Raw genomic sequence first — 22,646 nt, forward strand, 5'->3', positions numbered from 1 at the left:
GCGCAGTTCCCCGCGCCCCTTCGGGGGCGCTGTTCAGGAACCCTGTGCCGAAGTCAGGCCCTGGATGCGCCCGAGGACCGATACCTTGCCGGTGCCGGCCGGGTCCAGGGCGACCTGGTTGGAGATGAACTGCATCGTCAGCGACTGCTTGATCTCGCCCTTGGTGAGCGCCTTGACGTCCTGGTTCGGCGTCGGCACGGAGGTGCCCGCGGCAGCCGTCTGCTTGGCGTAGTAGCGGGTGGTGAAGAAGACCATCGCCCCGCCGTCGGCGGTCCGCAGCGCGAGCGGCGCGTAGTCGCCGTTGACCAGCGGCTCGTCGATGTACTGGGTGGCCAGGCCCGGCTTGGTGGACTTCTTGCGGTCGGTGCGCCAGCCGCTGGTGTGCGCGCCGTCCGCGAAGGCGGTGCCGCCGCTCTTCAGGTAGGTGGCGTAGTCCTGGCTCAGGTCGCCGGGGGAGACCGCGAGTTGGGCGCTGTTCGCCGGCACGGCCTCGGCCCAGCCGTCCTTGTCGGTGGTGAACTTCGGTACGTCGTCCGGCGCGACCAGCGTCAGATAGGCCACCTGGAACGGCTCGGAGAGGCTGTTGCGGGTGAAGACCAGCAGCCAGCGTTCGTCGCCGCCCTTGTTGCCGTGTGCGTCCGCGACGAACCAGCGCGGCCAGCCGGCCTTCTTCGGGATGGTGTACGTGACGTCGTCGAACTCCAGCGGCGAATGGCCGGAGTTGCCGCCCGGGCTGTTGACGTGCCCGGCCTTCAGGCGCGCGGCGTCGATGTCGGCGAGGGCGCCGGTCGTGTAGTCCGCGTCCAGGGAGCTGTCGTAGGCCTTGTCGGCCTTGTTGTAGGCGTTCGTGAACTGCTTGAGCGCCTTGGCGGCCTCGGCGCGGGTGGTGGTGGGGAGCACCTCGCGCTCCCCGTGCACCACCACGCATCCGCCGGCCGTCAGCGACACGGCGCTCAGCGAGACCGCCAGGAGCGCGCGGCGGTCACGTCTGCGGAGCCGTCGAGGGCCGCGATCCCCGGTCGTCGGATGCGTCCTCAGAAGCGTCCTCAGATGCGTCATCAGGTGCCTTCACCTTCCCCTTCCCGGAGGCGAACCCTACCGGGGCGAAGAAGAGTGCGAGCGTCGGGACCAGGTACAGCAGCCACACCGTGACCTGGAGCACGGTCGGGTCCGGCTGGAAGTTGAAGACGCCCTTCAGCAGCGTCCCGTACCAGCTGTCCGGCGGGATCGCGCCGCTGATGTCGAAGGCCTGGTTGGTCAGGCCCGGGATCCAGTCGGCCTCCTGGAGGTCGTGGAAGCCGTAGGCCAGCACGCCCGCCGCGACCACGACCAGCATGCCGCCGGTCCAGGTGAAGAACCTGGCGAGGTTGATGCGCAGCGCACCCCGGTAGAACAGCCAGCCGAGGAACACGGCGGTGGCGAGGCCGAGCGCGACCCCGACCAGCGGGCGCGGGGTGCCGTCGCTCGCCGCGTGCACGGACGCCCACACGAACAGCGCGGTCTCGAGGCCCTCCCGGCCCACCGCCAGGAAGGCGGTGGCGACCAGCGCGCCCGTGCCCATGGCGAGCGCCGCGTCCAGCTTGCCGTGCAGCTCCGCCTTCAGGTGCCGGGCGGTGCGCCGCATCCAGAACACCATCCAGGTCACCAGGCCCACGGCCACGATCGACAGCGACCCGCCGAGCGCCTCCTGTGCCTGGAACGTCAGCTCCTGGGAGCCGAATTCGAGCGCGCACCCGAAGCCCATGGCGATGAGCACCGCCACCGCGATGCCGATCCAGATCGGCTTCAGGGCGTCCGTGCGCCCGGTCTTGACCAGGTAGGCGATGAGGATGCAGACGACGAGCGAGGCCTCAAGGCCTTCCCGCAGACCGATCAGGTAGTTGGAGAACACGGCTCACGCCCCCTCGGAGGATGCGGAGAACAGCGTCCGGCCCCACCAGTCGTCCTTGTCCCGGACGCCGGGCGGGACCGCGAAGACCGCCGAACCCACGTGCTGGATGTACTCGTTGAGCGCGTCGGACGCGGACAGCTTGCGCTGGAGGGGGATGAACCCCTTGCGGACGTCACGCATGTAGGCCAGGAAGAACAGCCCGGCGTCGAGCCGCCCGAGCCCGTCCGTCCCGTCGGTGAAGGAGTAGCCGCGGCGCAGGATGGTGATCCCGCCGTTGGAGTCCGGGTGCGCGAGCCGCACATGGGCGTCGGGCTTCATCGCCTTCAGGAACGGCGCGTCGTGCTCCTTGGCCTTGCCGACCGGGGCGCCCTCGCCCTTGTCCCGCCCGAAGACGTCCTCCTGCTCCTGGAGCGAAGTCCGGTCCCAGGTCTCGATGTTCATCCGGATCCGCCGCGCGACGAGGTACGACCCCCCGCTCATCCACGCCGTCCCGTCACCGTCCCCCTCCCCGGCCCACACGAACTTCTTCAGCCGGTCGGTCTCGGTCCCCGCGATGTTGCGGGTGCCGTCCTTGAACCCCATGAGGTTGCGGGGCGTCTGCGCGTCCGGGGTCGTCGACGAGGTCTTGCCGAAGCCGAGCTGGGACCACCGGATGGCGACCTTGCCGAAGCCGATCCGGGCGAGGTTGCGGATGGCGTGCACGGCGACCTGCGGATCGTCGGCACATGCCTGGACACACAGATCGCCCCCGGTACGGGACGAGTCGAGGTTGTCCCCGGGAAACGCGGGCAACTCGACGAGCGCGGCGGGCCGTTGGCCGTCCAGTCCGAACTTCTCGAAGAGGGAGGGGCCGAAGCCGATCGTCAGCGTCAGCCGGGACGGCTTGAGTCCGAGGGCCTCACCGGTGTCGTCCGGCGGTGCCTCGGCGAGCCCGCCGTAGGCGCCCTCGCCGACGGCCTTGCCCGCGGTCATCCGCCGGGCCGCGGCCGTCCAGTCCTTCAGCAGCTGCACGAACTCGGCCCGGTCGTCGGTCTTCACGTCGAACGCGGCGAAGTGCAGCCGGTCCTGGACGGGCGTGGCGATCCCGGCCTGGTGGGCGCCGTGGAACGGGACGGCGGCACCGGTGTCGGCGGCGACCGGGTCGACGTCGTCGCCGGCCTCGGCCATCGCCACCGCGCCCCCGGCCACGGCGGCCCCGAGCGCGAGCCCGGCCCCGCCCCACCCGATCAGCGCCCGCCGCGACGGATTGACTTTCTCGTTCATCGCCCGCCCCCTACTTGACCACGGCCGCGGCGAGCTTGGACAGCGGCTCCGCGAGGGCGTTGACCGCGTCGGACAGCTCCTTGCGCTGCGCCTCGGTGACCTTGTCGTACGAGACGAAGCCGTCGGAGGTCTTGTCCGTGCGGTACTTGTCGAGCAGCGTGTCCAGCGCGGCGAACTGCTTGTCGAGTTCGCCGGTGAGCGCCGCGTCGTTCTTCTGGGCGACCGGCTTGAGCAGCTCGTACGCCTTCTGCGCGCCGTCCACGTTGGCCTTGAAGTCGCTCAGGTCGGTGTGCGAGTAGCGGTCCTCCTCGCCGGTGACCTTGCCGGTGGCGACCTCGTCGAGGAGTTCCTTGGCGCCGTTGGCCATGGAGGTCGGGGTGATCTCGGCCTTGCCGACCCGCTTCTGCCAGTCCTTCAGGTCGGTGAGCAGCTCATCGGCGAGGGCCTGCTGCTCGGCGCCCGTCTTCTTGTCCACCCACAGGGCCTTCTCCAGCGCGTGCCAGCCGGTCCACTTCTGGCCCTTCTCCAGGTCGTTGACGCGCGTGTCGGTCTTGGGGTCGATGTCCCCGAACGACTCGGCGATCGGCTCGGTGGTCTCCCAGCCGACCCGGGAGGGGGCGTAGGCGTCCTTGGCGGCCTGGATGTTCCCGGCCTTGACGGCGTTGACGAACGTCTCCACCTTCGGGATCGTCGCGTCGGCCTGCTCCTGCGCGTACTCGCGGTAGGCGGCGACGGCCGCGTCCAGCTTCGGGTCGCGCTTGGCGACCGTGCCGCCGGTGACGGTCAGCTTCTGCCGCACCCCGTGCCCCTTCATCCCGGGCCGGCAGGCTATTTCGTACGATCCCGCCTTCACCTCGGCGGTCAGCGTGTACTTGGTCCCCGGACCTATGTTCTCCTTCTCCGACACGATCCGGTCGTCCGGGAAGAGGATCTCGACCTCGGTGGCCTTGGCGCCCGTGTTCTCGATGGCGAGCGTGACGTGCCCCGCCGGAACGGACTTGGTCGACGTCTCGCACTTCGAGTCGGCGGCGGTGACCTTGATCGCGTCGTCGCCCTTGGCGTCGCTCTTCGCCGTGCAGGCCGAGAGGGCGGTCAAGGCGGCCACGGTCGCGGCGGCGGTGACGGTGAGTCGGACGGCACGCATGCAGGCTCCAAGCGGGATGGTGTGGTGAGGCTGGCCTAACTTACCTGAGGCTTACCTCACTCATACCCGTGCGGGTGGTGATTCACCAGACACAGAAAGATCACAGACACGGCTTGATCTCGTCGGCCTAAAACGAACGTCAAGTGGGGGCAAAGGGAAGGTCAAGGCTCGCTCCGTCCGACGGCGGCAACTCCCGTCCGCGGCTGCGGAAACACCTCGACCGGCAGGTTGTGGACCTCCGACAACAGCCGCTCCTCGAACACCTCGGCGGCGGGCCGGCGGCGGGCGCCCCTCAGAGGCGCGGGGAACTGCGCGATCAGCCACGGCGGCGCCGCACCCGTCGATGACGGCGGCGCCGCACCCGTCGACGGAGGCACCCCCGCCTGGGACGTCCGTCCGCCCCCGTGGTGCTTCAATGCCGGGGTGACTGATTACGACGTGCTGCGTGTCTTCTGCGCGGCGAACGGCGGATACGGCAACGAGCTCGGGGTGGTCCGGGACGGCTCCGTACTGCCCGACCGGGAGGACCGGCAGGCGCTGGCGGCCAAGCTCGGGTTCAGCGAGACCGTGTTCGTGGACGACCCCGAGCGCGGGGCCATCGACATCTACACCCCCACCCTGCGCCTGCCGTTCGCCGGACACCCCTGCGTCGGTACGGCCTGGCTGCTGGACGTGCCCGAGCTGGTCACGCCGGCCGGTGTGGTCGGCGCCCGGCTGGACGGGGAGTTCAGCTGGATCGAGGCGCTTCCGGAGTGGGCCCCGCCGCGCACCCTGCGCCAGTACGCCAGTGCCGCCGAGGTCGACGCGCTGCCGGTGCCGCCGCCGGGCGAGCGAAGCGAGATGGGGGTCCCCCCGGGCGAAGCCTGGGGGAGGATCTACGCCTGGGCGTGGGAGGACGAGTCGGCCGGCCGGGTCCGGGCCCGCGCCTTCCCCGGCCGTGACGACGGCATCGACGAGGACGAGGCGACCGGAGCGGCGGCGCTGCTGCTCACCGACCGGCTGGGCCGGGCCCTGAACATCACTCAGGGCAAGGGCTCGCAGATCCTGACCGCACCGCAGCCGTACGGCTGGGTGGAGATCGGTGGGCGGGTCTTCCTGGAGGGACCGGAGAAGCAGCCGGGGATCAGCCGGTGACCGACTTGCCGGCGCGCCCGCGCCGCACGTAGTACCAGGTCATGTTGGACGACAGGCCCGTCAGCAGCACCCAGACCACGCCGATCAGCCAGCTGCCCTGGACGAAGGAGACGACGGCGGCGACGACGGCGAGGACGCAGACGATCAGGGCGTAGAGGGCGAGGCGGGGCATGAGATCGCTTTCCTGACGAGTGCGGGACGAACGCGGGACGAACGCGGGACGAGTGCGGGGGACACTGCCGGCGCCCACCAGTGTCCCCCATCCGCTCAGACGTCCGTGACGCGGAGCCCGGCGTGTGCCTTGTAGCGGCGGTTCACCGAGATCAGGTTCGCGACCAGGGACTCCACCTGGTGGGCGTTGCGCAGCCGCCCCGCGAAGACGCCGCGCATGCCGGGGATGCGGCCGGCCAGCGCCTGCACGATCTCCACGTCGGCCCGCACCTCGCCGAGCACCATCACATCGGTGTCGATCTCCTCGATCTCCGGGTCCTGGAGGAGCACGGCGGAGAGGTGGTGGAAGGCGGCCGTGACCCGCGAGTCCGGCAGCAGCGCCGCGGCCTGCTGCGCCGCACTGCCCTCCTCCGGCTTCAGCGCGTAGGCGCCCTGCTTGTCGAAGCCGAGCGGGTTGACGCAGTCCACCACCAGCTTGCCGGCCAGTTCCGCGCGCAGTGACTCCAGCGTCTTGCCGTGTCCGTCCCACGGCACGGCGACGATCACGAGGTCGCTGCGGCGCGCGGTCTCGGCGTTGTCGGCACCCTCGACTCCGTGACCGAGCTCGTCGGCGGCGGCCTGCGCGCGCTCGGCGGCCCGGGAGCCGATGATCACCTTCTGGCCGGCCCGGGCCAGCCGGTAGGCAAGGCCCTTGCCCTGCGGGCCGGTGCCGCCGAGCACCCCCACGACCAGACCGGAGACGTCGGGCAGGTCCCAGGGGTCCTTGGCGGGGGCCTTCTCGGCCGCCGGCTGCTGTGCACTGTCGGTAGAGGTCATGGGCCGACTCTACGTCCGGGCCGACGGCCGTACCCGGTCAGGTGCGGTCAGGTGAGCCGGTTCACGGGCACCCGCCGGAAGGTGATCGTCGAGTACGCGCTGAAGTCGCCCGTCTCGTACAGGAGCCCGACGTTCGCCGCGTCGATCCGGGTCAGGTCGCAGTAGGCGGCGGGCAGTCCGTCCACGGTGTACACGGACCGCCAGGTGGTACCGCCGTCGACGGAGGCGCGGATCGTCATCAGGGCACGGCTCGCCGGATCGCCCGGCCCGGAGTACAGCAGCAGGTCCGGATCGCGGAGTTGGAGCACGCTGGCCTCGCAGACGGGCGCGGTGAGCCCGGCCTGCGGCCGGAAGGGCTTGACGAGGGTCCGCCCGCCGTCGGCGGAATGGGCGTCGGCCCTGTTCCCCGGCGCCGGGGAATCGTTGCGGGTGTTGAAGTAGACGCGTCCGTCGGGCAGTTCGGCGGCGGTGGTCTCGTTGACGTTGACGTACCCGTTGGTGTTCTCGTCGAGGTAGCCGAGGTACCAGGTCTCCCCGTGGTCGTCGCTGAGCAGGCAGTGCCCGCTGTTGTACTTGGCCTCGGTGCCGTTGTCCGTCCCGGTGGGCGGCAGGGTGTGGTTGGCGGCCACGACGACCCGCCCCGAGCGCAGTTGCAGAGCATGCCCGGGCGTGGTGGCGTACCACCGCCACCCGGCCTTCTTCACGGACTTGGTGATCTCGACCGGGCCGGACCAGGTCACCCCGTCGTCGTCACTGTGCTGCACCCACACCCGCCGCCCGTCGGCGTCCGGCACCTGCCCGCGCAGGATGGCGTCCTCGGTGGCGGACGCGGCGCTGCGGACGTGCACGAGCAGGATCCGTCCGGTGTCGAGGACGACGGGGGCGGGGTTCCCGGCGAGATCGGTGCCGTTGCTCGCGGCGACCTGGAGCGGCCCCCAGGTGCGCCCGCCGTCCCCGGACCGCTTCAGCACGACGTCGATGTGCCCGTAGTCGGCGGCGGAGTCGACTCTCCCCTCGCAGAAGGCGAGCACGGTGCCGGCCCGGGAGACCACCACCGCCGGGATCCGGAAACTGGCGTAACCCTCTTTGCCCGCGCGAAAGGGAATGCTTGCTTCTACGTCACTCATGGGCCGCCTCCTCCCCGGGTCGGGCGAATTCGGGGTGAACTCCGTGTCACGAGTGTCCGATTACGGCAGTATGCGGGGGCATGGACGCCGTACGGGTCGCGTTGTTGCGCGAAGTGCTCGCCGGGACCGAGTGGTTGACCGCCACCCGGAGATTCGCGGGAGCACTGCGGGGTTCGGTGGTGACCCACGGCGGCGGACTGCTCCTCCTCGGCACCCCGGAGTACGAGCCCTGGCATCTCGCCGCGCACCTGGTGGACGAGGCGGCCTGGTCCGGTACGCCGGAACTGGCGCCGACCCTCGTACGGCACGACGCCCGCCCCACCGACCCGGCGCACCTCGCGGTCGGCCCCGGCCGCATCGAGACGGCCCGCCGGGGCGAGACGCTGCTGGTCGTGGCGCCGGGGGAGTCGGAAGCGCTGCTGGAGCGGGTCCACACGGCCCGGCGCGCCGGCGTGACGGTCCTGACCCTGTCCTCCTCCACCGCCGACGACGCGCTGACCGCCATGGCCCACGAGACCCTCACCGTCCCCGAGGCCGCGGAACTGGACCTGGACACGGTCCAGCACCTGGTCAGCGCGGCGACGGGCGAGAACGGCCCCTCCCCACGAGGACGCCGCCGCTTCCGCGACCGCCTCGCCCGCCTGGCAGAAACAGTGATGGCCCCGCCTCCGACCCCGTGGTGATTGCCCACCCACCCGACTCGCCCGGCCGAACTGCCTTCGGCAGCGCCGCCGCGGGACAACCCACCGCCACTTGCCCGACGCGAGCCGTTGCAGCCGTCAACCACCTGCGCCTCCCCGCTTTGTGATCTCCTCCAAGGCCTTCTGGACATGACGCCCGAACCGATAGGTCTGGCGATCGTGCCACCACTGGCGCAACGCTCCGGCGTAGAACGCGCCGAGGACGAGCCCGGGAATTACCAGGTTCTTCATGACGGACCTTCCTGCGATGTTGCCGAACGGCATGGCCAGGCGCACGCACATTCCGACCGCGGTGCGGGCGGCGTGAGGTCGGCGTGCGGCCTCATGGCCATGCTGCCGGGAGTGGGCAGGGTGCCCCCCATGTCTGCTGCCACTTGCCAGAAAGTCGCGCAGTGGCAGCCAGTTGGCAGCCAGTGATCCAATCGATGGAACCTCACATGCCGGATCGATTCAGCGCAGCCGCGTAGAGCCACTGCAATGCTAAAATGCCGAAGCCGACTCTGCGAGGGAACCCGGAGGTTCACCCTGTGGATGATCCGCTCGTCGCCGTCCTCAAAGAGTTGCCGAAGGATCTCGGTGTTCGCCGACATGATTTGTACGAGGCGCTTGGCAGTGACTTACGTCGGATCTTCGGTGTCCAACCCGAGGACAGTCCGGCGGAGGCGCAGCGGAAGACTTCGGTGGAACTGGCCCGACTGGTAGCGGAACTTGGCGATCCAGTCCACCGGACTGTGGCCCTGGTGAGTCTGAACCTCGAATACGAGGAAATTTCTGAACTCAAGGTTGTCGCCCGTCGTAAGTGGCTGGAGAAGAAAGGCCAGACGCATGGGTCCGGCTTTCATCCCATATCTGTGAGAACGGTTCAGACGGTCTACAGCAGCCGCGTGGCGCCAGCACTGGCCCGACGCCTGCACAACTCGCCCGAGCGGTTCGAGGGTACGCCGGATCGTCACGACCATGTATCGTCCTCGGCTCGCGGGCGGCCGGATGCCAACCTCCAGGTGCCGTCGGAATTGGTGGCGGCCTGGCGTCGTAAGAACCTCACGCTGTTTCTGGGGGCAGGAGCCTCAGGTGGCGGCTCGGCATGGAGCCAACTCACCGCGTTTCTGTGCAAGGAGCTGCCGGAGATACCAAAAGGAGCCGATCTTCCCACGACCGCCCGGTATTTCGAGCTCACCTACGGATATCACCGGTTACGGGGCACGCTGTCTGCGGCGGCCGGCTCGGACAGGCCCAACGATCTGCATAACAGTGTCGCGCTCCTTGAGCCGCGCACTGTTTACGTGACGTCTTTCGACGACCGCCTGGAGCGGGCCTTTCGTAATCGGCAGTACGCATACACTCTTGTGGTCACGGACGATGAGATTCCCTACGTTTCCGCTTCGCCGTGTCCGTTGATCAAGCCGTTCGGTGCGCTTGACCGTCCTGGTTCGCTTGTCGTCACGAGCCGGGATCATGAACTCTTCGAGACCCGTCATCCCGGGATGGCAGAGCTTCTTTCCGCGGAGCTGCACACCAAGACACTCCTGTTCATCGGGTACTCCGTCACAGACCCTGATTTCCGTGCGATCCTGACACGAATGAAGGGAGAACCGGGGCTTTATGAACGCAGAGCATTCTTTCTCAGCGATGGTCTGGAGAAGCTGGAGCAACTAGAACTCGCCTCGCGTGGAATCACTGTCATAGAAATACATGATGCGGTCGGGGCCGACTATGTGCGGCGAGTTGTCGACTGGATCCGCGTTCTGCTGAAGCGGGCACGTGAGGAAGAAAGTTCGGGGCGAAGCGAATCTGCGGACCGTGAAGTGGAGTATATCGAAGGCAAGACCGTGCGTACCGCTTCGATTGTGAAATGCGCACGTCGTATTCTTGAAAGTGGACGAGCCGAGCACATGATCGTCCGGATGCGTCAGGGCTATAGTGCTTTGAGCCTGGGCGACAACGATCACCCTGACGACCCGCATTACAGTGAGCTACTCAAGCAGGAGCGGGATGCTTTTCGCGCTCTCCTCAGTCAGGGTGCTGAGATGAGGCTCATTGTCGGAAGACGTCCGATCTTCTCCTCCGACTTGTCCACAAGTACGGCCAGAGACGTCATCCTCGCTCGACGACTGAGGGACAGGTGTCAACGGCTTCTCGGTCTGGTGCGAGCAACTCTGGAGACACCCGACACTCCTCGCCTGCTGGTGGTGTGCTCGACTGCTACCCATTTCGCGGATGTCGCGTTCGGACCGGAGGCATTGTACCGGGGTGTGAGAAGCGATTCGGCCTCTGGTTACACGGTGACCGTGGTGAACCGGTCCAGCACCGCCGTCGATGATTACTGTAGGGCCTTCGACTCGGAATTCGAAAGACTGTGCGGAGTCAATATCGGAGGGCAGTCGGACCGAAATGACCTCAGAATGCTGAACAGTGCGAGCGCCGACTTTCTCGCCAATGCTCTGGCAACTTTGAACAGTTGGCTGTCGCAACAGGGCGACGCGGGCATGAGGGGTGTCTCCACAAGTCGGGGGTAGCAGTGGCGATAGTCTCATATTCTCGGAATTTCGCTTTCGTGGCGAATCCGAAAGTTGCTTCTACAACCGTGGAGCACCTGCTTGCGCCATGGCAGGAGCGCGCCGACCTGGATCTGGTCGAGCGCCGGGGGTTCTTCACCAAGCGGCATCTCCCGGCGGTCGGCATGAAGGCCTTGGTGGGGCCGGACCGGTGGGACAGACTGTGGACGTTCGGGCTCGTGCGGCATCCGTATGCGTGGTTCACGTCCCAGCTCACCTACAACCTCAGGAACAGAGGCCTGTCGGTTCCCCGCGACCGCTTGCTCACGCCGGCGGACGTTCAGCGGTGCTTTGACATACTCGTGAACGCGCGGGGCCAGGCGGCGTCCCCTACCGGGACCCAATGGGCCTTCTTGTGCGACGAAAACCAGCAGCCGTTGACGAACGCCGTGGTGCCCTTGGAAAAGCTGCGCGCCCTGTGGCCGGAGCTTTGCGCCAGGCTGGATATTCCCGCACCTCCCTTGGTGCGCCTGAACTCAGTCGGTCATCCGCACTGGAAAGATTGGTTGAGTGCCGAGGCGATGGCCGCGGTCGACCGGCTCTACGGAGAGGACTGGGACCTCTACAACGAGGCCGGAAGGAAGGCGGGACGCTGGTGATCAAGCTTGTTGCCACAGACGTGGATGAGACGTTGATCCTGGCGGACGGTCACCTGCCCCGCGAGAACGTACGCGCCCTGCAAGACGCGTACACCAGAGGTGTTGTCATTGCGCTGACCACCGCTCGTACAGTCAGTGGGGCTGGAGAGATTCAGAGCGCACTGGGAATCCCGGTAGCCGTGGTAGCCGAATGCGGCTCTACAGTGGTCGATGCCGGGAATGAAACACTGCGTCGTTCGTATTTTGATCGGCAAAGTGTGGTCGGTGTGATCGAGATGCTGACATCGGCCTCCGTCGACTACATTTGCACCGCGGAAGGGGTGAATTTCAAGAGTTCCGACAGGGTGACGGTGAAGAGTGGATTGAGTCGCTCCATGTCGGAGGGGATTCCGGATCTTGCGTTTGTTTCGCGAATCGTGGTGCGTGGTGGTGCCGACTCTCAACTTTTGAAGGACCTGGCTGCAAGTGAATTCGTCGAAATTTTCACAGGATCCGCCGATCTGGGGGAGGCGAACGACGCGATTCTTGTCCCCAGGGGCGTGTCCAAGTGGTCTGGGCTGGCATTCCTGTGTGCGGCGCTGGGCATCAGGGCGACCGAGGTTCTTGCAGTGGGCGACTCCGAGTCGGACATCGAGATGATCAAGCGTGCCGGAGTGGGGGTCGCGGTGCGGGGTGGTCTTCCGGAGTTGCTTGAGCAGGCCGACTGGGTCGCCCCGAGCGCGGCTGAAGGCGGACTTGCCAAAGCAGTGCAGAAGTTCGTACTGCGGGACGTCCCATTGTCGTGACATGCACTACCGCCAGGCCGTGCAGCCGCGCGAGACTCAGCTCGAGCACCCAGCGCGCAGGCGCCGGGTGCCGTCGAACGCTCAACGCCCGTTTCGGACATGGAGACCAACACCGGTCCACCTCATCGTGCGGGCCGCTGTAGGACCTCACCTCTCCACCAACCGAGTCGGGTGCGCGGGTGGGCAAAAAGCGGTTGAGGCGTGCGGCCCGGCCGTTCAGCATGGGCCGGCGTGAGCCGCTTTCTCCCCGACCTTGCCCCCTGGAAGGCCTCCGTCGACTTCCGGCGGCTCTGGGTCTCCGGTCTGATCAGTAACTTCGGGAGTTTCCTGACGTTCGTCGCGCTCCCCGTGCAGATCAAGGACCTCACCGGTTCCGCGACCGCCGTAGGAGCCATCGGCGCCGTCGAACTGCTCCCGCTCATCCTGTTCGGGCTGTACGGCGGCGCCCTCGCCGACGCCCTCGACAAGCGCCGGCTCATCGTCCGGACCGAGGCCGGTCAGGGCCTGCTCAGCGTGGGGCTGCTGGTCAACGCGCTGCTGCCGCACCCGGCGGTATGGCCGCTGTACGCCGTCGCGGCCCTGTCCTCCGCCCTCGTCTCGGTCCAGCGCCCGGCCCTCGACTCCCTCTGGCCGAGGATCGTCGCCCACGACGACCTCCCGGCCGCGGCGGCACTGAACTCCTTCCGCTGGACGGTGGGCGGCGTCGCGGGCCCCGCCGTCGCCGGCCTGGTCGTGGCCTATGCGGGCCTCGGCTGGGCGTACGGCGCCGACCTCGTCACGTTCGTCGTCTCCGTCGCCCTCATCCTCCCCATCGCCCCGTCGCCCGCGTCCCACGAGGCCGCCGCACCCTCCCTCCGCTCGGTCGTCGAAGGCGCCCGCTACGCCTGGAGCCGCAAGGAACTCCTCGGCACCTACGCGGTCGACCTCGCGGCGATGTTCCTGGCGATGCCGCTCGCCGTACTGCCGTTCCTGGCCGACGAGTTGGACGCGGACTGGGCGCTCGGGCTGATGTACGCCGCCGTCCCGGCCGGGGCCCTGCTCGTGAGCCTGGTCAGCGGCTGGACCTCGCGGGTGCGCCGGCACGGGCGGATGGTGGTGCTGTCGGCCGCGCTGTGGGGCCTGGCGATCGCCGCCGCCGGCGCCGTGGCGAACGTATGGCTGGTGCTGCTCTTCCTCGCGGTCGCCGGCGGCTGCGACATGGTCAGCGGGATCTTCCGGGCCGCGATGTGGAACCAGACGATCCCCGACGAGCTGCGCGGCCGCCTCGCCGGGATCGAACTGCTGTCGTACTCCGTGGGCCCGACCCTGGGTCAGGTCCGGGCCGGCGGCATGGCCGGGTGGCTCGGCGTCCGGGCGTCCGTCGGCGCGGGCGGCCTGCTGTGCGCCGGCGCGGTGGGCCTGCTGGCCCTGTGCCTGCCCGCCCTGATGTCGTACGACGAGCGGACCAACGAACACGCCGTACGGCTGCGTGCCCGGCGTACCGCCGCCCCGCTCTGATCAGCCCTCGTCCGGGGAGTCCCCCGCCGGCGCGTCGTGCCACTTCGGGTCGTTCTCCCACTGGAGGTTGCGCTCCCGGGCGATCTCCATCGCGTGCTCGGCCTCCTCACGGGTGGCGTAAGGGCCGAACCTGTCTTTGGCGGGGCACTCGGGACCCTCCTCGACCTTCTGGTGTTGCAGGCAGTAGTACCACTCGCCCGCCTTCGCGACGGTCCGCTTCTTGAACAGGGCCATGACCGGCTCCTTTCACCATCCACATGTTCCCGCATGCCCGCTGGATAGACTCGCTGGCATGTCTGGCCAGTCGCTGCTCGTACCAGGGGAGCTCTCTCCCACCCGTTCGGTACCCGGAAACATCCGCCGCCCCGAGTACGTCGGCAAACCCGCGCCGACCCCGTACACCGGACCGGAGGTGCAGACCCCGGAGACCATCGAGGCGATGCGGACCGCCGGCCGTATCGCCGCACAGGCGATGGAGGAGGCCGCGAAGATCATCGCGCCGGGTGTGACCACGGACGAACTCGACAAGGTGGCACACGCGTACATGTGCGACCACGGGGCCTACCCGTCCACCCTCGGCTACCGGGGCTTCCCCAAGTCCCTGTGCACCAGCGTCAACGAGGTCATCTGCCACGGCATTCCGGACTCGACGGTGCTCCGGGACGGTGACATCGTCAACCTGGACGTGACGGCGTACATCGGCGGGGTGCACGGCGACAACAACGCGACCTACCTGGTCGGAGAGGTCGACGACGAGAGCCGGCTCCTTGTCGAGCGGACCCGGGAGTCCCTCGACCGGGCGATCAAGGCGGTCCGGCCGGGCCGGCAGATCAACATCATCGGCCGGGTCATCGAGTCGTACGCGAAGCGCTTCGGGTACGGGGTGGTGCGGGACTTCACCGGCCACGGGATCAACTCCTCGTTCCACTCGGGGCTGATCATCCCGCACTACGACAGCCCGCACGCGACGACCGTGATGCAGCCCGGGATGACCTTCACGATCGAGCCGATGCTCACGCTCGGGACCTACGAGTACGACATGTGGGACGACGGCTGGACCGTCGTCACCAAGGACCGCAGGCGCACCGCGCAGTTCGAGCACACGCTGGTGGTGACCGACACCGGCGCGGACGTCCTCACGCTTCCCTGACCACTGGTCGGCCGGGCCCGCTCTCCCCTCGGAGGGCGGGCCTTTTCCGGTACGCTTTTACCGACACGGTGTCGGTAAACTTGCCGACGAAGCGTCGGAAAGAGCATTGACTTAGGTAAGCCTTACCTTAGAGGATGTTGCCCATGGACTCCTTCTCGACACTCATCCGCACCGCGTCCCACGAGCAGCACGTGGCGGCGGAGACCTCGACGTTCATCAGCGACCTGCTGGGCGGCCGGCTCGGGGTGGAGGCGTACGCCCGCTACACCGAGCAGCTGTGGTTCGTGTACGAGGCGTTGGAGGGCGCGGCCGGGCGGCTGGCGTCGGACCCGGTGGCCGGGCCGTTCGTGCGGCCCGAGCTGTTCCGGCTGGCGGCGCTGGAGCGGGACCTGGCGCACCTGCGCGGGGCCGGGTGGCGGACGGGGTGCACGGCACTGCCGGCGACCGAGGAGTACGCGGCCCGGGTGCGGGAGTGCGCCGAGGGCTGGCCGGGCGGCTACCTCGCCCACCACTACACCCGCTACCTCGGCGACCTCTCCGGCGGCCAGATCATCCGCGACCGGGCCGAGCGGACCTGGGGGTTCGAGCGCAAGGGCGACGGCGTCCGCTTCTATGTCTTCGAGGGCATCGCCAACCCGGCCGCCTTCAAGCGGGGTTACCGCGAACTGCTGGACGCGGTCGACGCCGACGACCTGGAGAAGCAGCGCATCGTGACCGAGTGCAAGCGGGCGTTCGCCCTCAACACGGCGGTGTTCCGGGAACTGGGCGAGGAGTTCCCGCTGTCGGCCTGACCCCCGCGGCTACTGGCTGATCGAGCAGAACTCGTTCGACCCCTGCCAGAAGCGGTAGAGCTGCTGACCGCAGTACTGGTCCAGGTCTCCGACGCCCAGGTGGCGCAGCAGTGCGTCGATCACGTCGAAGAACGCGCTGTTGATCGACGGCACCCACAGCAGCGCGAACACGAACAGCAGGCCGAACGGGGCGAACGGCTCCACCTGGCGCTTGATGTTGTAGGACAGCCAGGGCTCGATCACGCCGTAGCCGTCCAGGCCCGGCACCGGCAGGAAGTTCAGGATCGCGGCCGTGACCTGGAGCAGGGCGAGGAAGGCGAGCGCGAAACGGAAGTCGCGCGGGACGCCGTCCAGGGCGTCCAGCCAGAAGGGGGCGGTGCAGACGGCGGCGAACAGCACGTTCGTCAGCGGACCGGCGGCGGAGATCAGGCTGTGCCGCCAGCGGCCCCTGATCCGGCTGCGCTCGATGAAGACCGCGCCGCCCGGCAGACCGATCCCGCCCATGATCACGAACAGCACCGGGAGCACGATGCTCAGCAGGGCGTGCGTGTACTTCAGGGGGTTCAGGGTCAGATAGCCCTTCGCGCCCACCGTGATGTCGCCGCCGTGCAGGGCGGTGCGGGCGTGCGCGTACTCGTGCAGGCACAGGGAGACGATCCAGGCCGCCGTCACGAACAGGAACACCGCGACCCCGGGCTGCTCGGCGAACCCGGACCAGGTGGCCCACCCGGTGACCGCGGTGACGGCCAGGATCCCGACGAACACGGGACTGATCCGCCGGTCACTGGGGCGGGTGGTGGTGGCGGTCATGGGCGGGGCTCCTGGAGAACTGGGGTGGTCGGCAAGGGTCCGACCGTACCTGGCGGGGGGCGGAAACGCCTCGGGTGCAGGGGAAATACCTCTCGGCGCAGAGGAAAACGTCTCGCGACCGCCGTCCGGTTCCTGGAGGGTGGGGACATGCGACTGCTGAAGGTGTTCTACGAGGACTGGCAGATGGAGTGCTGCGGCACACCGTTCTCGGTCGGCGACGAGGTGGCCTGGAAACTGGTCGCCTACGGGGCCGAGGCCCGGCGGGAGAACGCAGGGTACGGCGCCGAGACCTGGGTGGAGAACCACGGCGGACCCGACCGTCCGACCACCGGCCGTGTCCATGCCGTCGTCCTGGTCCACGAGGAGTACCGCTTGCACCGGACCGACCCGGTGCCGGCGGTACCGGAAGAAGGGCAGGGGGCGGGGGCGGGAGTCGTACTCCGGAGCACGGGACGCGGCCTGGAAGCGGTGCCCGGAACCGTCACGCTGGAGCCCGCCGACAGCTGCCCCAGGTGGTTCGGGGAGGTGGACCTAGGCACGGTGGACGGCCTGCGGCGGATCCGCCGCACCTGCGGTGCCCTCGTCACACTGGACGCCCCGGACACCGCGCACGTCCTGCGCGCCTGACGGCACCGTGCGGGCCCGCCCGACGTCCCTGCACGGGCCCCGACACCCGGCCTTCGAAACCCCGTGACCGCTCCTGACGTCCCCAGGGACAATGGACCCCGTGCGCTACGCGATCCTCGGCACCACCCAGGCACTCCGCCCCGACGGCACGGCCGTCCCGGTGGGCGGTTCTCGGCTGCGTGCCCTGCTGACCGTGCTCGCGCTGCGGGCCGGACGCGGGGTGCCCGCCGGGCTGCTCGTCGACGAGGTGTGGGGCGACGAACCGCCCGCCGACGCGACCGGCGCCCTCCAGGCCCTGGTCGGCCGGCTGCGCAGGGCGCTCGGCGCGGACGCGATCGGGTCCACCGACGGCGGCTACCGGCTCGCCGCCGCCCCCGACGACGTCGACCTGCACCGCTTCGAGCGGCTCACCGGCGAGGGCCTGCGCGCCCTCGCCGACGGCGACCCCGCGAAGGCGGCCACCGTCCTCGACGACGCCCTCGCCCTGTGGCACGGCCCGGCCCTGGCCGACCTGCCCGACCGCACCGCCGAGGCGGCCCGTGTCGACGTCCGCCGCCTGGACGCCCTGCGCGCCCGCCACAGCGCCGCCCTCGCCCTCGGCCAGGCCGAGCAGTCCCTGCCCGAGCTCACCGCCCTGTGCGACGCCCACCCCCTGGACGAGCCCCTCCAGGCCCTGCGGCTGCGCGCCCTGCACAGCACCGGCCGCACCGCCGAGGCGCTGGCCGCCTACGACGACGTACGCCATCTCCTCGCCGATCGCCTCGGCTCCGACCCCGGGCCCGAACTGCGCACCCTGCACGCCGAGTTGCTGGCTCCGGCGGCCCCGGCGGACGCACCGGCCCGGCCCGGCAACCTGCGCGCCCGGCTCACCTCCTTCGTCGGACGCGAGGCCGACATCGAGACCATCCGCGGCGACCTGGCCGCCGCCCGCCTGGTCACCCTGCTCGGGCCCGGCGGGGCCGGCAAGACCCGGCTGTCGCAGGAGGCCGCCGAGACCGTGCGGTACGCCGCCCGGGACGGCGTCTGGCTGGCCGAGCTGGCCCCCGTCGACGACCCGGCCGACGTCCCCGAGGCCGTGCTCAGCGCGCTCGGCGCCCGCGAGGCCGTGCTGTACGGCGGCGGCGCCGAGACCATGCGGGCCGCCGCCGACCGGCACGACGACCCGGTCGCACGGCTTGTCGACCACTGCGCCCGGCGCCGGATGGTGCTCGTCCTCGACAACTGCGAGCACGTGGTGGACGCGGCGGCCGACCTGGCGGCCCGGCTCCTGGAGCGCTGCCCGGACCTGACGATCCTGGCGACCAGCCGCGAACCCCTCGGCGTGCCGGGGGAGTTGCTGCGCCCGGTGGAGCCGCTGCCCGAGCCGGTGGCGCTGCGGCTGCTCGCCGACCGGGGCGCCGCGGCCCGGCCCGGCTTCACCGTCGGCGCCGACGACGAGACCGCGGCCGCGTGCGCCGAGATCTGCCGCCGCCTGGACGGACTGCCCCTCGCCATCGAACTGGCCGCCGCCCGGCTGCGGATGCTCACCCCGCGCCAGATAGCCGACCGGCTGGACGACCGCTTCCGCCTCCTCACCTCCGGCAGCCGTACCGTGCTGCCCCGCCAGCAGACCCTGCGCGCGGTCGTCGACTGGTCCTGGGACCTGCTGGACGCCGGCGAACGGGACGTCCTCGGCCGGCTCTCCGTCTTCGCGGGCGGCTGCGACCTGGCCGCCGCCGAGGCCGTCTGCGGCCCCGCCGCCCTCGACGCGCTGGGCTCGTTGGTCGACAAGTCCCTGGTCGTGGCCGCTCCTTCGGGCGAGGCCGGGCACGGCGGGATGCGCTACCGGCTCCTGGAGACCGTCGCCGAGTACGCCGGCGAACGCCTCGACGAGAGCGGCGGGCGCGCCGCCGCCGAGCGCGCCCATCTGACGTACTACCGCGAACTCGCCCGCACCACCGAACCGTTGCTGCGCGGCCCCGGCCAGCGGGCCGCCATCGCACGGCTCCAGCTGGAGTACGAGAACCTGCGCACCGCGCTGCGGCACGCCATCGCCGTACGGGACGAGCACGAGGCGCTCTGCCTGCTCCACTCCCTGTTCTGGTACTGGCAGATGCACGACCAGCGCGTCGAGACCCGCACCTGGTGCGCCGATGTCATGGCCCTCGGCCCCGACCCGTTCGCCGCCCCGATGCGCCCGGCCGAACCGGTGTGGCAGCGTTGCACCGACACCCCGCCGCCGTACACCGGGGAGCTCCTCACCGAGGCCCGGCGCGGCCTGCACCTGGCCCACATGGCCTGCATGGACACCGAGCTGGACATCTGGCAGACACCGGAGGCGCAGGCCAAACTGCGTGCGGTCACCGAGGTCTACGAGCCCGGCATGCCGCAGACCTGCCGGGCGCCGGGCATGTTCTGGTTCTTCGCCGTGATGCTGACCGGCGGCATGGACCGGCTGCGCGAGATCCTCGACGCCGGCGTCCGCACCTGCCGCGAGACGCCCGGCTACGAGTGGGAGCTGGCCGGCAGCCTCGCCATGCGCGCCAACCTGCTCGCCAACCGCGCCGCCTGGGCGGGCGACGCCACCCGGGACGCCGACGAGGCACTGGAGATCTTCCGGCGCCTCGGGGACGACTGGGGCACCGCCGAGGCCTTCTCCGGGCGCGCCGAGTCCCGCGAGCGCAGAGGCGACTACCTGGCGGCGGCCGTCGACTACGAGGCCGCCATCGAACGGGTCGGCCGGCTCGGCGCCCGCGCCCAGACCGCCGTGCTGAACGCCCGCCTCGGCAGCGTGCTGATCGAGTCGGGCGACACCGAGCGCGGGGAACGGCTGCTGCGCCAGGTCATCGCCGAGAACGAGAGCCTGAGCAACGAGGCGATGCCCGCCGCCCGGCTCTTCCTCACCACCTGGCTCCTGATCAGCGGCCGCGTCCCCGAGGCCCGCGAGCAGGTCCGGTTGCTGCGCAGCGAGTTCAAGATCTCGCACTTCGTCGTCTTCGACGCCCTGATCCTCACCCAGGAGGCCTGGGTGGACGCCCTCGACGGCCGCCACGCGGAGGCCCTGGCCAGGCTGCGGAACGCGCTGCGGCTCGCCGTCGACCCGCTGAGCGAGGCCATCACGCCGCATCTGCCGTCCGTCTGCCTGACCGTGGCCGCGGTCGCCCTGGCCGGCCTCGACGGGGGCGTGCGCGCCGTGGACGCCGCCCGCTGCCTGGGCGCCGCCGAGGCCCTGCTGCCGCCCGGCCACCTCCAGGTCGGCCTGGAGCGCACGGCACGCGACCGGTCCGAGGCCCGGGTCCGGGCCGCCCTCGCCGACGACGAGGCCTACGAGTCGGCGTACGCCGAGGGCGGTGGCCTCTCCCGCGCGGAGGCCACCGCCCTGCTCTGACGTGTTCGCTGAACGTCAGCTCTTCGTACGGAACTTGTAGATCGCGTACGGTGCCGCGATCGCCGTGATCCCCACCGACCAGGCCAGCGTGATCCACAGGTCGTGGGCGACCGGGCCGCCGACCATCAGGCCGCGCGCGGCGTCGGCGAGCGTGGACAGCGGGTTGTAGTCGGTGAAGGCCTGCAGCCAGCCCGGCATCGACTTCGTCGGCGCGAAGATCGACGAGCCGAACTGCAGCGGGAACAGCACCAGGAACCCCATGGCCTGCACGGACTGGGCGTTCTTCAGGATCACGCCCAGGGTGAGGAACACCCACATGATCGAGGAGGCGAACACCGCGGACAGGCCCACGGCGGCGAACAGCCCGCCCCAGTGGTTGATGTGGAACCCGACGAGCACGGCGACGATCATCAGCACGGCGGTGGCGAACAGCATCCGCACCAGTTCCACCGAGATCTTCGCGAACAGCACCGAGCCGCGGCCGATCGGCAGCGACCGGAACCGGTCCATCACACCGGAGTTGAAGTCCTGGCTGAACCCGGTGCCGACGCCCTGCGAGAGCGTCATGCTCATCATCGCGATCATGCCCGGGATGACGTACTGGACGTACCCGTCCTGACCGCCGCCGAGCGCCTGCCCGATCGAGCCGCCGAAGACGTACACGAACAGCAGCGTGAAGACGACCGGCATCAGCAGCGCGTCGAACATCGACTCCGGGTCCTGCCGGATCCACAGCAGATTGCGGCGGACCAGGGCTCCGGTGTGCCGCAGATGCGCGCGCAGCGGGATACGGGCATCGGCGGCCGGGGTGGCGGCGGTGGCGGTGGCGGCGCTCATACGGCGACCTCCTGACGGTCGTCGGCGGTCTCGGCGTCCTGCGGGGCACTGGCGCGGTGGCCGGTGAGGGACAGGAACACCTCGTCCAGGCTGGGCAGTTCGGTGGTGATGGAGCTGATGGTGATACCGCGGGCGGTGACGGCACCGACCACGGCGGTCAGCTGCTCGTCGCTGAGGATCGGCACCAGGAGCGTGCCGTTCTCGCCGTCCACGGTGGTCCCGGCGAGCCCGGTGATCCCGAGCTCGTCGATCATGGCGGCGAGCGGCCTGACCTGCAGCGGATCGACGGGCCGTACCCGCAGCGTCCGTCCGCCGACCTTCGCCTTCAGCTCCTCCACCCTGCCGTTCGCGATGACCTTCCCGCGGTCCACGACGGTCAGCTCGGAGGCGAGCTGCTCGGCCTCCTCCATGTACTGGGTGGTCAGCAGCACGGTCACCCCGTCGCCGACCATGGTCTTGACCTCGGCCCACACCTCGTTGCGGGTGCGCGGGTCGAGACCGGTGGTCGGCTCGTCGAGGAACAGCACCTGGGGGTGTCCGATCATCGAGGCGGCGAGGTCGAGCCGGCGCCGCATGCCACCGGAGTAGGTGCTCGCCGGCCGCTTCGCGGCGTCGGTGAGCGAGAACCGCTCCAGCAGCTCGTCGGCCCGGGCCCGCGCGTCCTTCCGCGGCAGGTCGAGCAGCCGCCCGATCATGTACAGGTTCTCCCAGCCCGGCAGCTTCTCGTCCACGGAGGCGTACTGTCCGGTCAGGCCGATCACCCGGCGCAGCTGGCGGGGCTGGCGCAGCACGTCGTACCCGGCGACGGTCGCCTCTCCCGCGTCGGGCTTCAGCAGCGTGGACAGGATCCGCACCAGGGTGGTCTTGCCGGCCCCGTTCGGACCGAGCACGCCCATCACAGTGCCCTGGCGGACGTCCAGATCAACTCCGTCGAGTGCCTTGGTGTCGCCGTAGTGCTTCACCAGCCCCCGTACGGACACGGCGTTGTTGTCGATTCGCGTCATGGGAAGAACCGTGCCAGGCCCCACCGACAAACCACCGACAGCCCACCGACACCGGCCGACAGTCCACCGACGGCCCATCGACAGCTCGCCGACGGCCTCCTCCACGGCCTCACCGACGGAGCCGCCGACCGGCCGGGTGGTCCGGCTCCGTGCGGAGTCCTGTCTGGCGTCCTTCGGTCACCGTCATCGCCCGCATCCACCCCGACCACCACGCCTCAGCAGGCGCAGGCCGAGGAGGCTCTGGAGGGTGAGCGCGGCCGCGGCCGCCGCGGGGGGCGCGAAGCCCCCCCGCGGGCCCGGGGCGGGGGGGGCGCCCCCCCGGAGCGCCCCCCCCGGCGCCCGGGCCCCCGCCCCCGAGGGCACCCGGGCGGGGCGAG

At 69.9% G+C, this 22,646-nt stretch carries 22 protein-coding genes; 10 read left to right on the forward strand and 12 right to left on the reverse strand.

The window, feature by feature from the left end; genetic code table 11:
- Positions 1 to 33 precede the first annotated feature (33 nt).
- The 4 genes from ACWGKQ_RS08625 to efeO are packed head-to-tail and all read right to left on the reverse strand — an operon-like array spanning position 34 to position 4,298.
- Entirely contained in the window at positions 34 to 1,059 is a 1,026-nt protein-coding gene (locus ACWGKQ_RS08625; protein ID WP_453291134.1) for a hypothetical protein, read from the reverse strand.
- Entirely contained in the window at positions 983 to 1,891 is a 909-nt protein-coding gene (efeU, locus tag ACWGKQ_RS08630) for an iron uptake transporter permease EfeU (RefSeq protein WP_453291135.1), read from the reverse strand. The genes ACWGKQ_RS08625 and efeU overlap by 77 nt, the downstream gene beginning before the upstream one ends.
- A 3-nt stretch (positions 1,892 to 1,894) precedes the next feature.
- The gene (efeB, locus tag ACWGKQ_RS08635; RefSeq protein WP_453291136.1) at positions 1,895 to 3,154 is read right to left on the reverse strand and encodes an iron uptake transporter deferrochelatase/peroxidase subunit; all 1,260 of its coding nucleotides are present in this window, start codon (positions 3,152 to 3,154) and stop codon (positions 1,895 to 1,897) included.
- Positions 3,155 to 3,164: 10 nt separating this feature from the next.
- Positions 3,165 to 4,298 carry an iron uptake system protein EfeO gene (gene efeO, locus ACWGKQ_RS08640; protein WP_453291137.1) on the reverse strand — a complete coding sequence of 378 codons (1,134 nt, stop codon included), beginning with the start codon at positions 4,296 to 4,298 and terminating at the stop codon, positions 3,165 to 3,167.
- A gap of 423 nt (positions 4,299 to 4,721) precedes the next feature.
- On the opposite strand from efeO, the gene ACWGKQ_RS08645 reads away from it, so the two are divergent.
- A complete protein-coding gene (locus tag ACWGKQ_RS08645; protein ID WP_453291138.1) occupies positions 4,722 to 5,432 on the forward strand; it encodes a PhzF family phenazine biosynthesis protein in 711 nt (236 codons plus the stop codon).
- Here ACWGKQ_RS08645 and ACWGKQ_RS08650 read toward each other — a convergent pair.
- From ACWGKQ_RS08650 to ACWGKQ_RS08660, 3 genes are all read right to left on the reverse strand, one after another.
- Complete coding sequence (locus tag ACWGKQ_RS08650) at positions 5,422 to 5,604, reverse strand: hypothetical protein (RefSeq protein ID WP_453291139.1); 183 nt, start codon at positions 5,602 to 5,604, stop codon at positions 5,422 to 5,424. The two genes, ACWGKQ_RS08645 and ACWGKQ_RS08650, sit on opposite strands and share 11 nt — an antisense overlap.
- A gap of 95 nt (positions 5,605 to 5,699) precedes the next feature.
- Positions 5,700 to 6,419, reverse strand: a complete 720-nt coding sequence (gene npdG / locus ACWGKQ_RS08655; protein ID WP_453291140.1) for an NADPH-dependent F420 reductase — start codon at positions 6,417 to 6,419, stop codon at positions 5,700 to 5,702.
- Positions 6,420 to 6,466: 47 nt separating this feature from the next.
- Positions 6,467 to 7,546 (reverse strand): sialidase family protein, encoded by a 1,080-nt coding sequence (locus tag ACWGKQ_RS08660; protein WP_453291141.1) that lies wholly within the window; start codon positions 7,544 to 7,546, stop codon positions 6,467 to 6,469.
- A gap of 80 nt (positions 7,547 to 7,626) precedes the next feature.
- Here ACWGKQ_RS08660 and ACWGKQ_RS08665 point away from each other — a divergent pair, with 80 nt between their 5' ends.
- A complete protein-coding gene (locus ACWGKQ_RS08665) occupies positions 7,627 to 8,229 on the forward strand; it encodes a hypothetical protein (RefSeq protein WP_453291142.1) in 603 nt (200 codons plus the stop codon).
- A gap of 96 nt (positions 8,230 to 8,325) precedes the next feature.
- Here the strand turns inward: ACWGKQ_RS08665 and ACWGKQ_RS08670 are convergent, their stop codons facing one another.
- Entirely contained in the window at positions 8,326 to 8,478 is a 153-nt protein-coding gene (locus tag ACWGKQ_RS08670) for a hypothetical protein (protein WP_453291143.1), read from the reverse strand.
- 296 nt (positions 8,479 to 8,774) lie between these two features.
- Between ACWGKQ_RS08670 and ACWGKQ_RS08675 the strand changes: the two genes are divergently transcribed.
- The 4 genes from ACWGKQ_RS08675 (at position 8,775) to ACWGKQ_RS08690 (ending at position 13,683) form a co-directional block, all read left to right on the forward strand.
- Positions 8,775 to 10,763: an SIR2 family NAD-dependent protein deacylase gene (locus ACWGKQ_RS08675; RefSeq protein WP_453291144.1), complete on the forward strand. Its 1,989-nt coding sequence runs from the start codon at positions 8,775 to 8,777 to the stop codon at positions 10,761 to 10,763.
- Between the two features lie 68 nt (positions 10,764 to 10,831).
- Entirely contained in the window at positions 10,832 to 11,401 is a 570-nt protein-coding gene (locus tag ACWGKQ_RS08680) for a hypothetical protein (RefSeq protein ID WP_453291145.1), read from the forward strand.
- Positions 11,398 to 12,186, forward strand: a complete 789-nt coding sequence (locus tag ACWGKQ_RS08685) for an HAD family hydrolase (RefSeq protein ID WP_453291146.1) — start codon at positions 11,398 to 11,400, stop codon at positions 12,184 to 12,186. The genes ACWGKQ_RS08680 and ACWGKQ_RS08685 overlap by 4 nt, the downstream gene beginning before the upstream one ends.
- Positions 12,187 to 12,417: 231 nt before the next feature.
- Entirely contained in the window at positions 12,418 to 13,683 is a 1,266-nt protein-coding gene (locus tag ACWGKQ_RS08690) for an MFS transporter (RefSeq protein ID WP_453291147.1), read from the forward strand.
- Here ACWGKQ_RS08690 and ACWGKQ_RS08695 read toward each other — a convergent pair whose 3' ends face one another.
- Entirely contained in the window at positions 13,684 to 13,917 is a 234-nt protein-coding gene (locus tag ACWGKQ_RS08695) for a hypothetical protein (RefSeq protein ID WP_453291148.1), read from the reverse strand.
- A 58-nt stretch (positions 13,918 to 13,975) separates the two neighbouring features.
- Between ACWGKQ_RS08695 and map the strand changes: the two genes are divergently transcribed.
- Both map and ACWGKQ_RS08705 read left to right on the forward strand, forming a co-directional pair.
- Positions 13,976 to 14,833: a type I methionyl aminopeptidase gene (map, locus tag ACWGKQ_RS08700; protein WP_453291149.1), complete on the forward strand. Its 858-nt coding sequence runs from the start codon at positions 13,976 to 13,978 to the stop codon at positions 14,831 to 14,833.
- Positions 14,834 to 14,976: 143 nt separating this feature from the next.
- Positions 14,977 to 15,624, forward strand: a complete 648-nt coding sequence (locus tag ACWGKQ_RS08705; RefSeq protein ID WP_453291150.1) for a biliverdin-producing heme oxygenase — start codon at positions 14,977 to 14,979, stop codon at positions 15,622 to 15,624.
- 9 nt (positions 15,625 to 15,633) lie between these two features.
- Here ACWGKQ_RS08705 and ACWGKQ_RS08710 read toward each other — a convergent pair whose 3' ends face one another.
- Positions 15,634 to 16,434, reverse strand: a complete 801-nt coding sequence (locus ACWGKQ_RS08710) for a site-2 protease family protein (protein ID WP_453291151.1) — start codon at positions 16,432 to 16,434, stop codon at positions 15,634 to 15,636.
- Positions 16,435 to 16,581: 147 nt separating this feature from the next.
- Here ACWGKQ_RS08710 and ACWGKQ_RS08715 point away from each other — a divergent pair, with 147 nt between their 5' ends.
- Both ACWGKQ_RS08715 and ACWGKQ_RS08720 read left to right on the forward strand, forming a co-directional pair.
- On the forward strand, positions 16,582 to 17,061 hold the full coding sequence (locus tag ACWGKQ_RS08715) for a DUF6578 domain-containing protein (protein ID WP_453291152.1): 480 nt from the start codon (positions 16,582 to 16,584) through the stop codon (positions 17,059 to 17,061).
- A 91-nt stretch (positions 17,062 to 17,152) separates the two neighbouring features.
- Positions 17,153 to 20,428 (forward strand): BTAD domain-containing putative transcriptional regulator, encoded by a 3,276-nt coding sequence (locus tag ACWGKQ_RS08720; RefSeq protein ID WP_453291153.1) that lies wholly within the window; start codon positions 17,153 to 17,155, stop codon positions 20,426 to 20,428.
- Positions 20,429 to 20,443: 15 nt separating this feature from the next.
- On the opposite strand, the gene ACWGKQ_RS08725 is transcribed toward ACWGKQ_RS08720, so the two are convergent.
- Both ACWGKQ_RS08725 and ACWGKQ_RS08730 read right to left on the reverse strand, forming a co-directional pair.
- Entirely contained in the window at positions 20,444 to 21,265 is an 822-nt protein-coding gene (locus ACWGKQ_RS08725; protein WP_453291154.1) for an ABC transporter permease, read from the reverse strand.
- A complete protein-coding gene (locus tag ACWGKQ_RS08730) occupies positions 21,262 to 22,269 on the reverse strand; it encodes an ATP-binding cassette domain-containing protein (RefSeq protein ID WP_453291155.1) in 1,008 nt (335 codons plus the stop codon). The genes ACWGKQ_RS08725 and ACWGKQ_RS08730 overlap by 4 nt, the downstream gene beginning before the upstream one ends.
- Between the last annotated feature and the right edge of the window lie 377 nt (positions 22,270 to 22,646).

Source organism: Streptomyces sp. NPDC054770 (genome assembly GCF_053611985.1).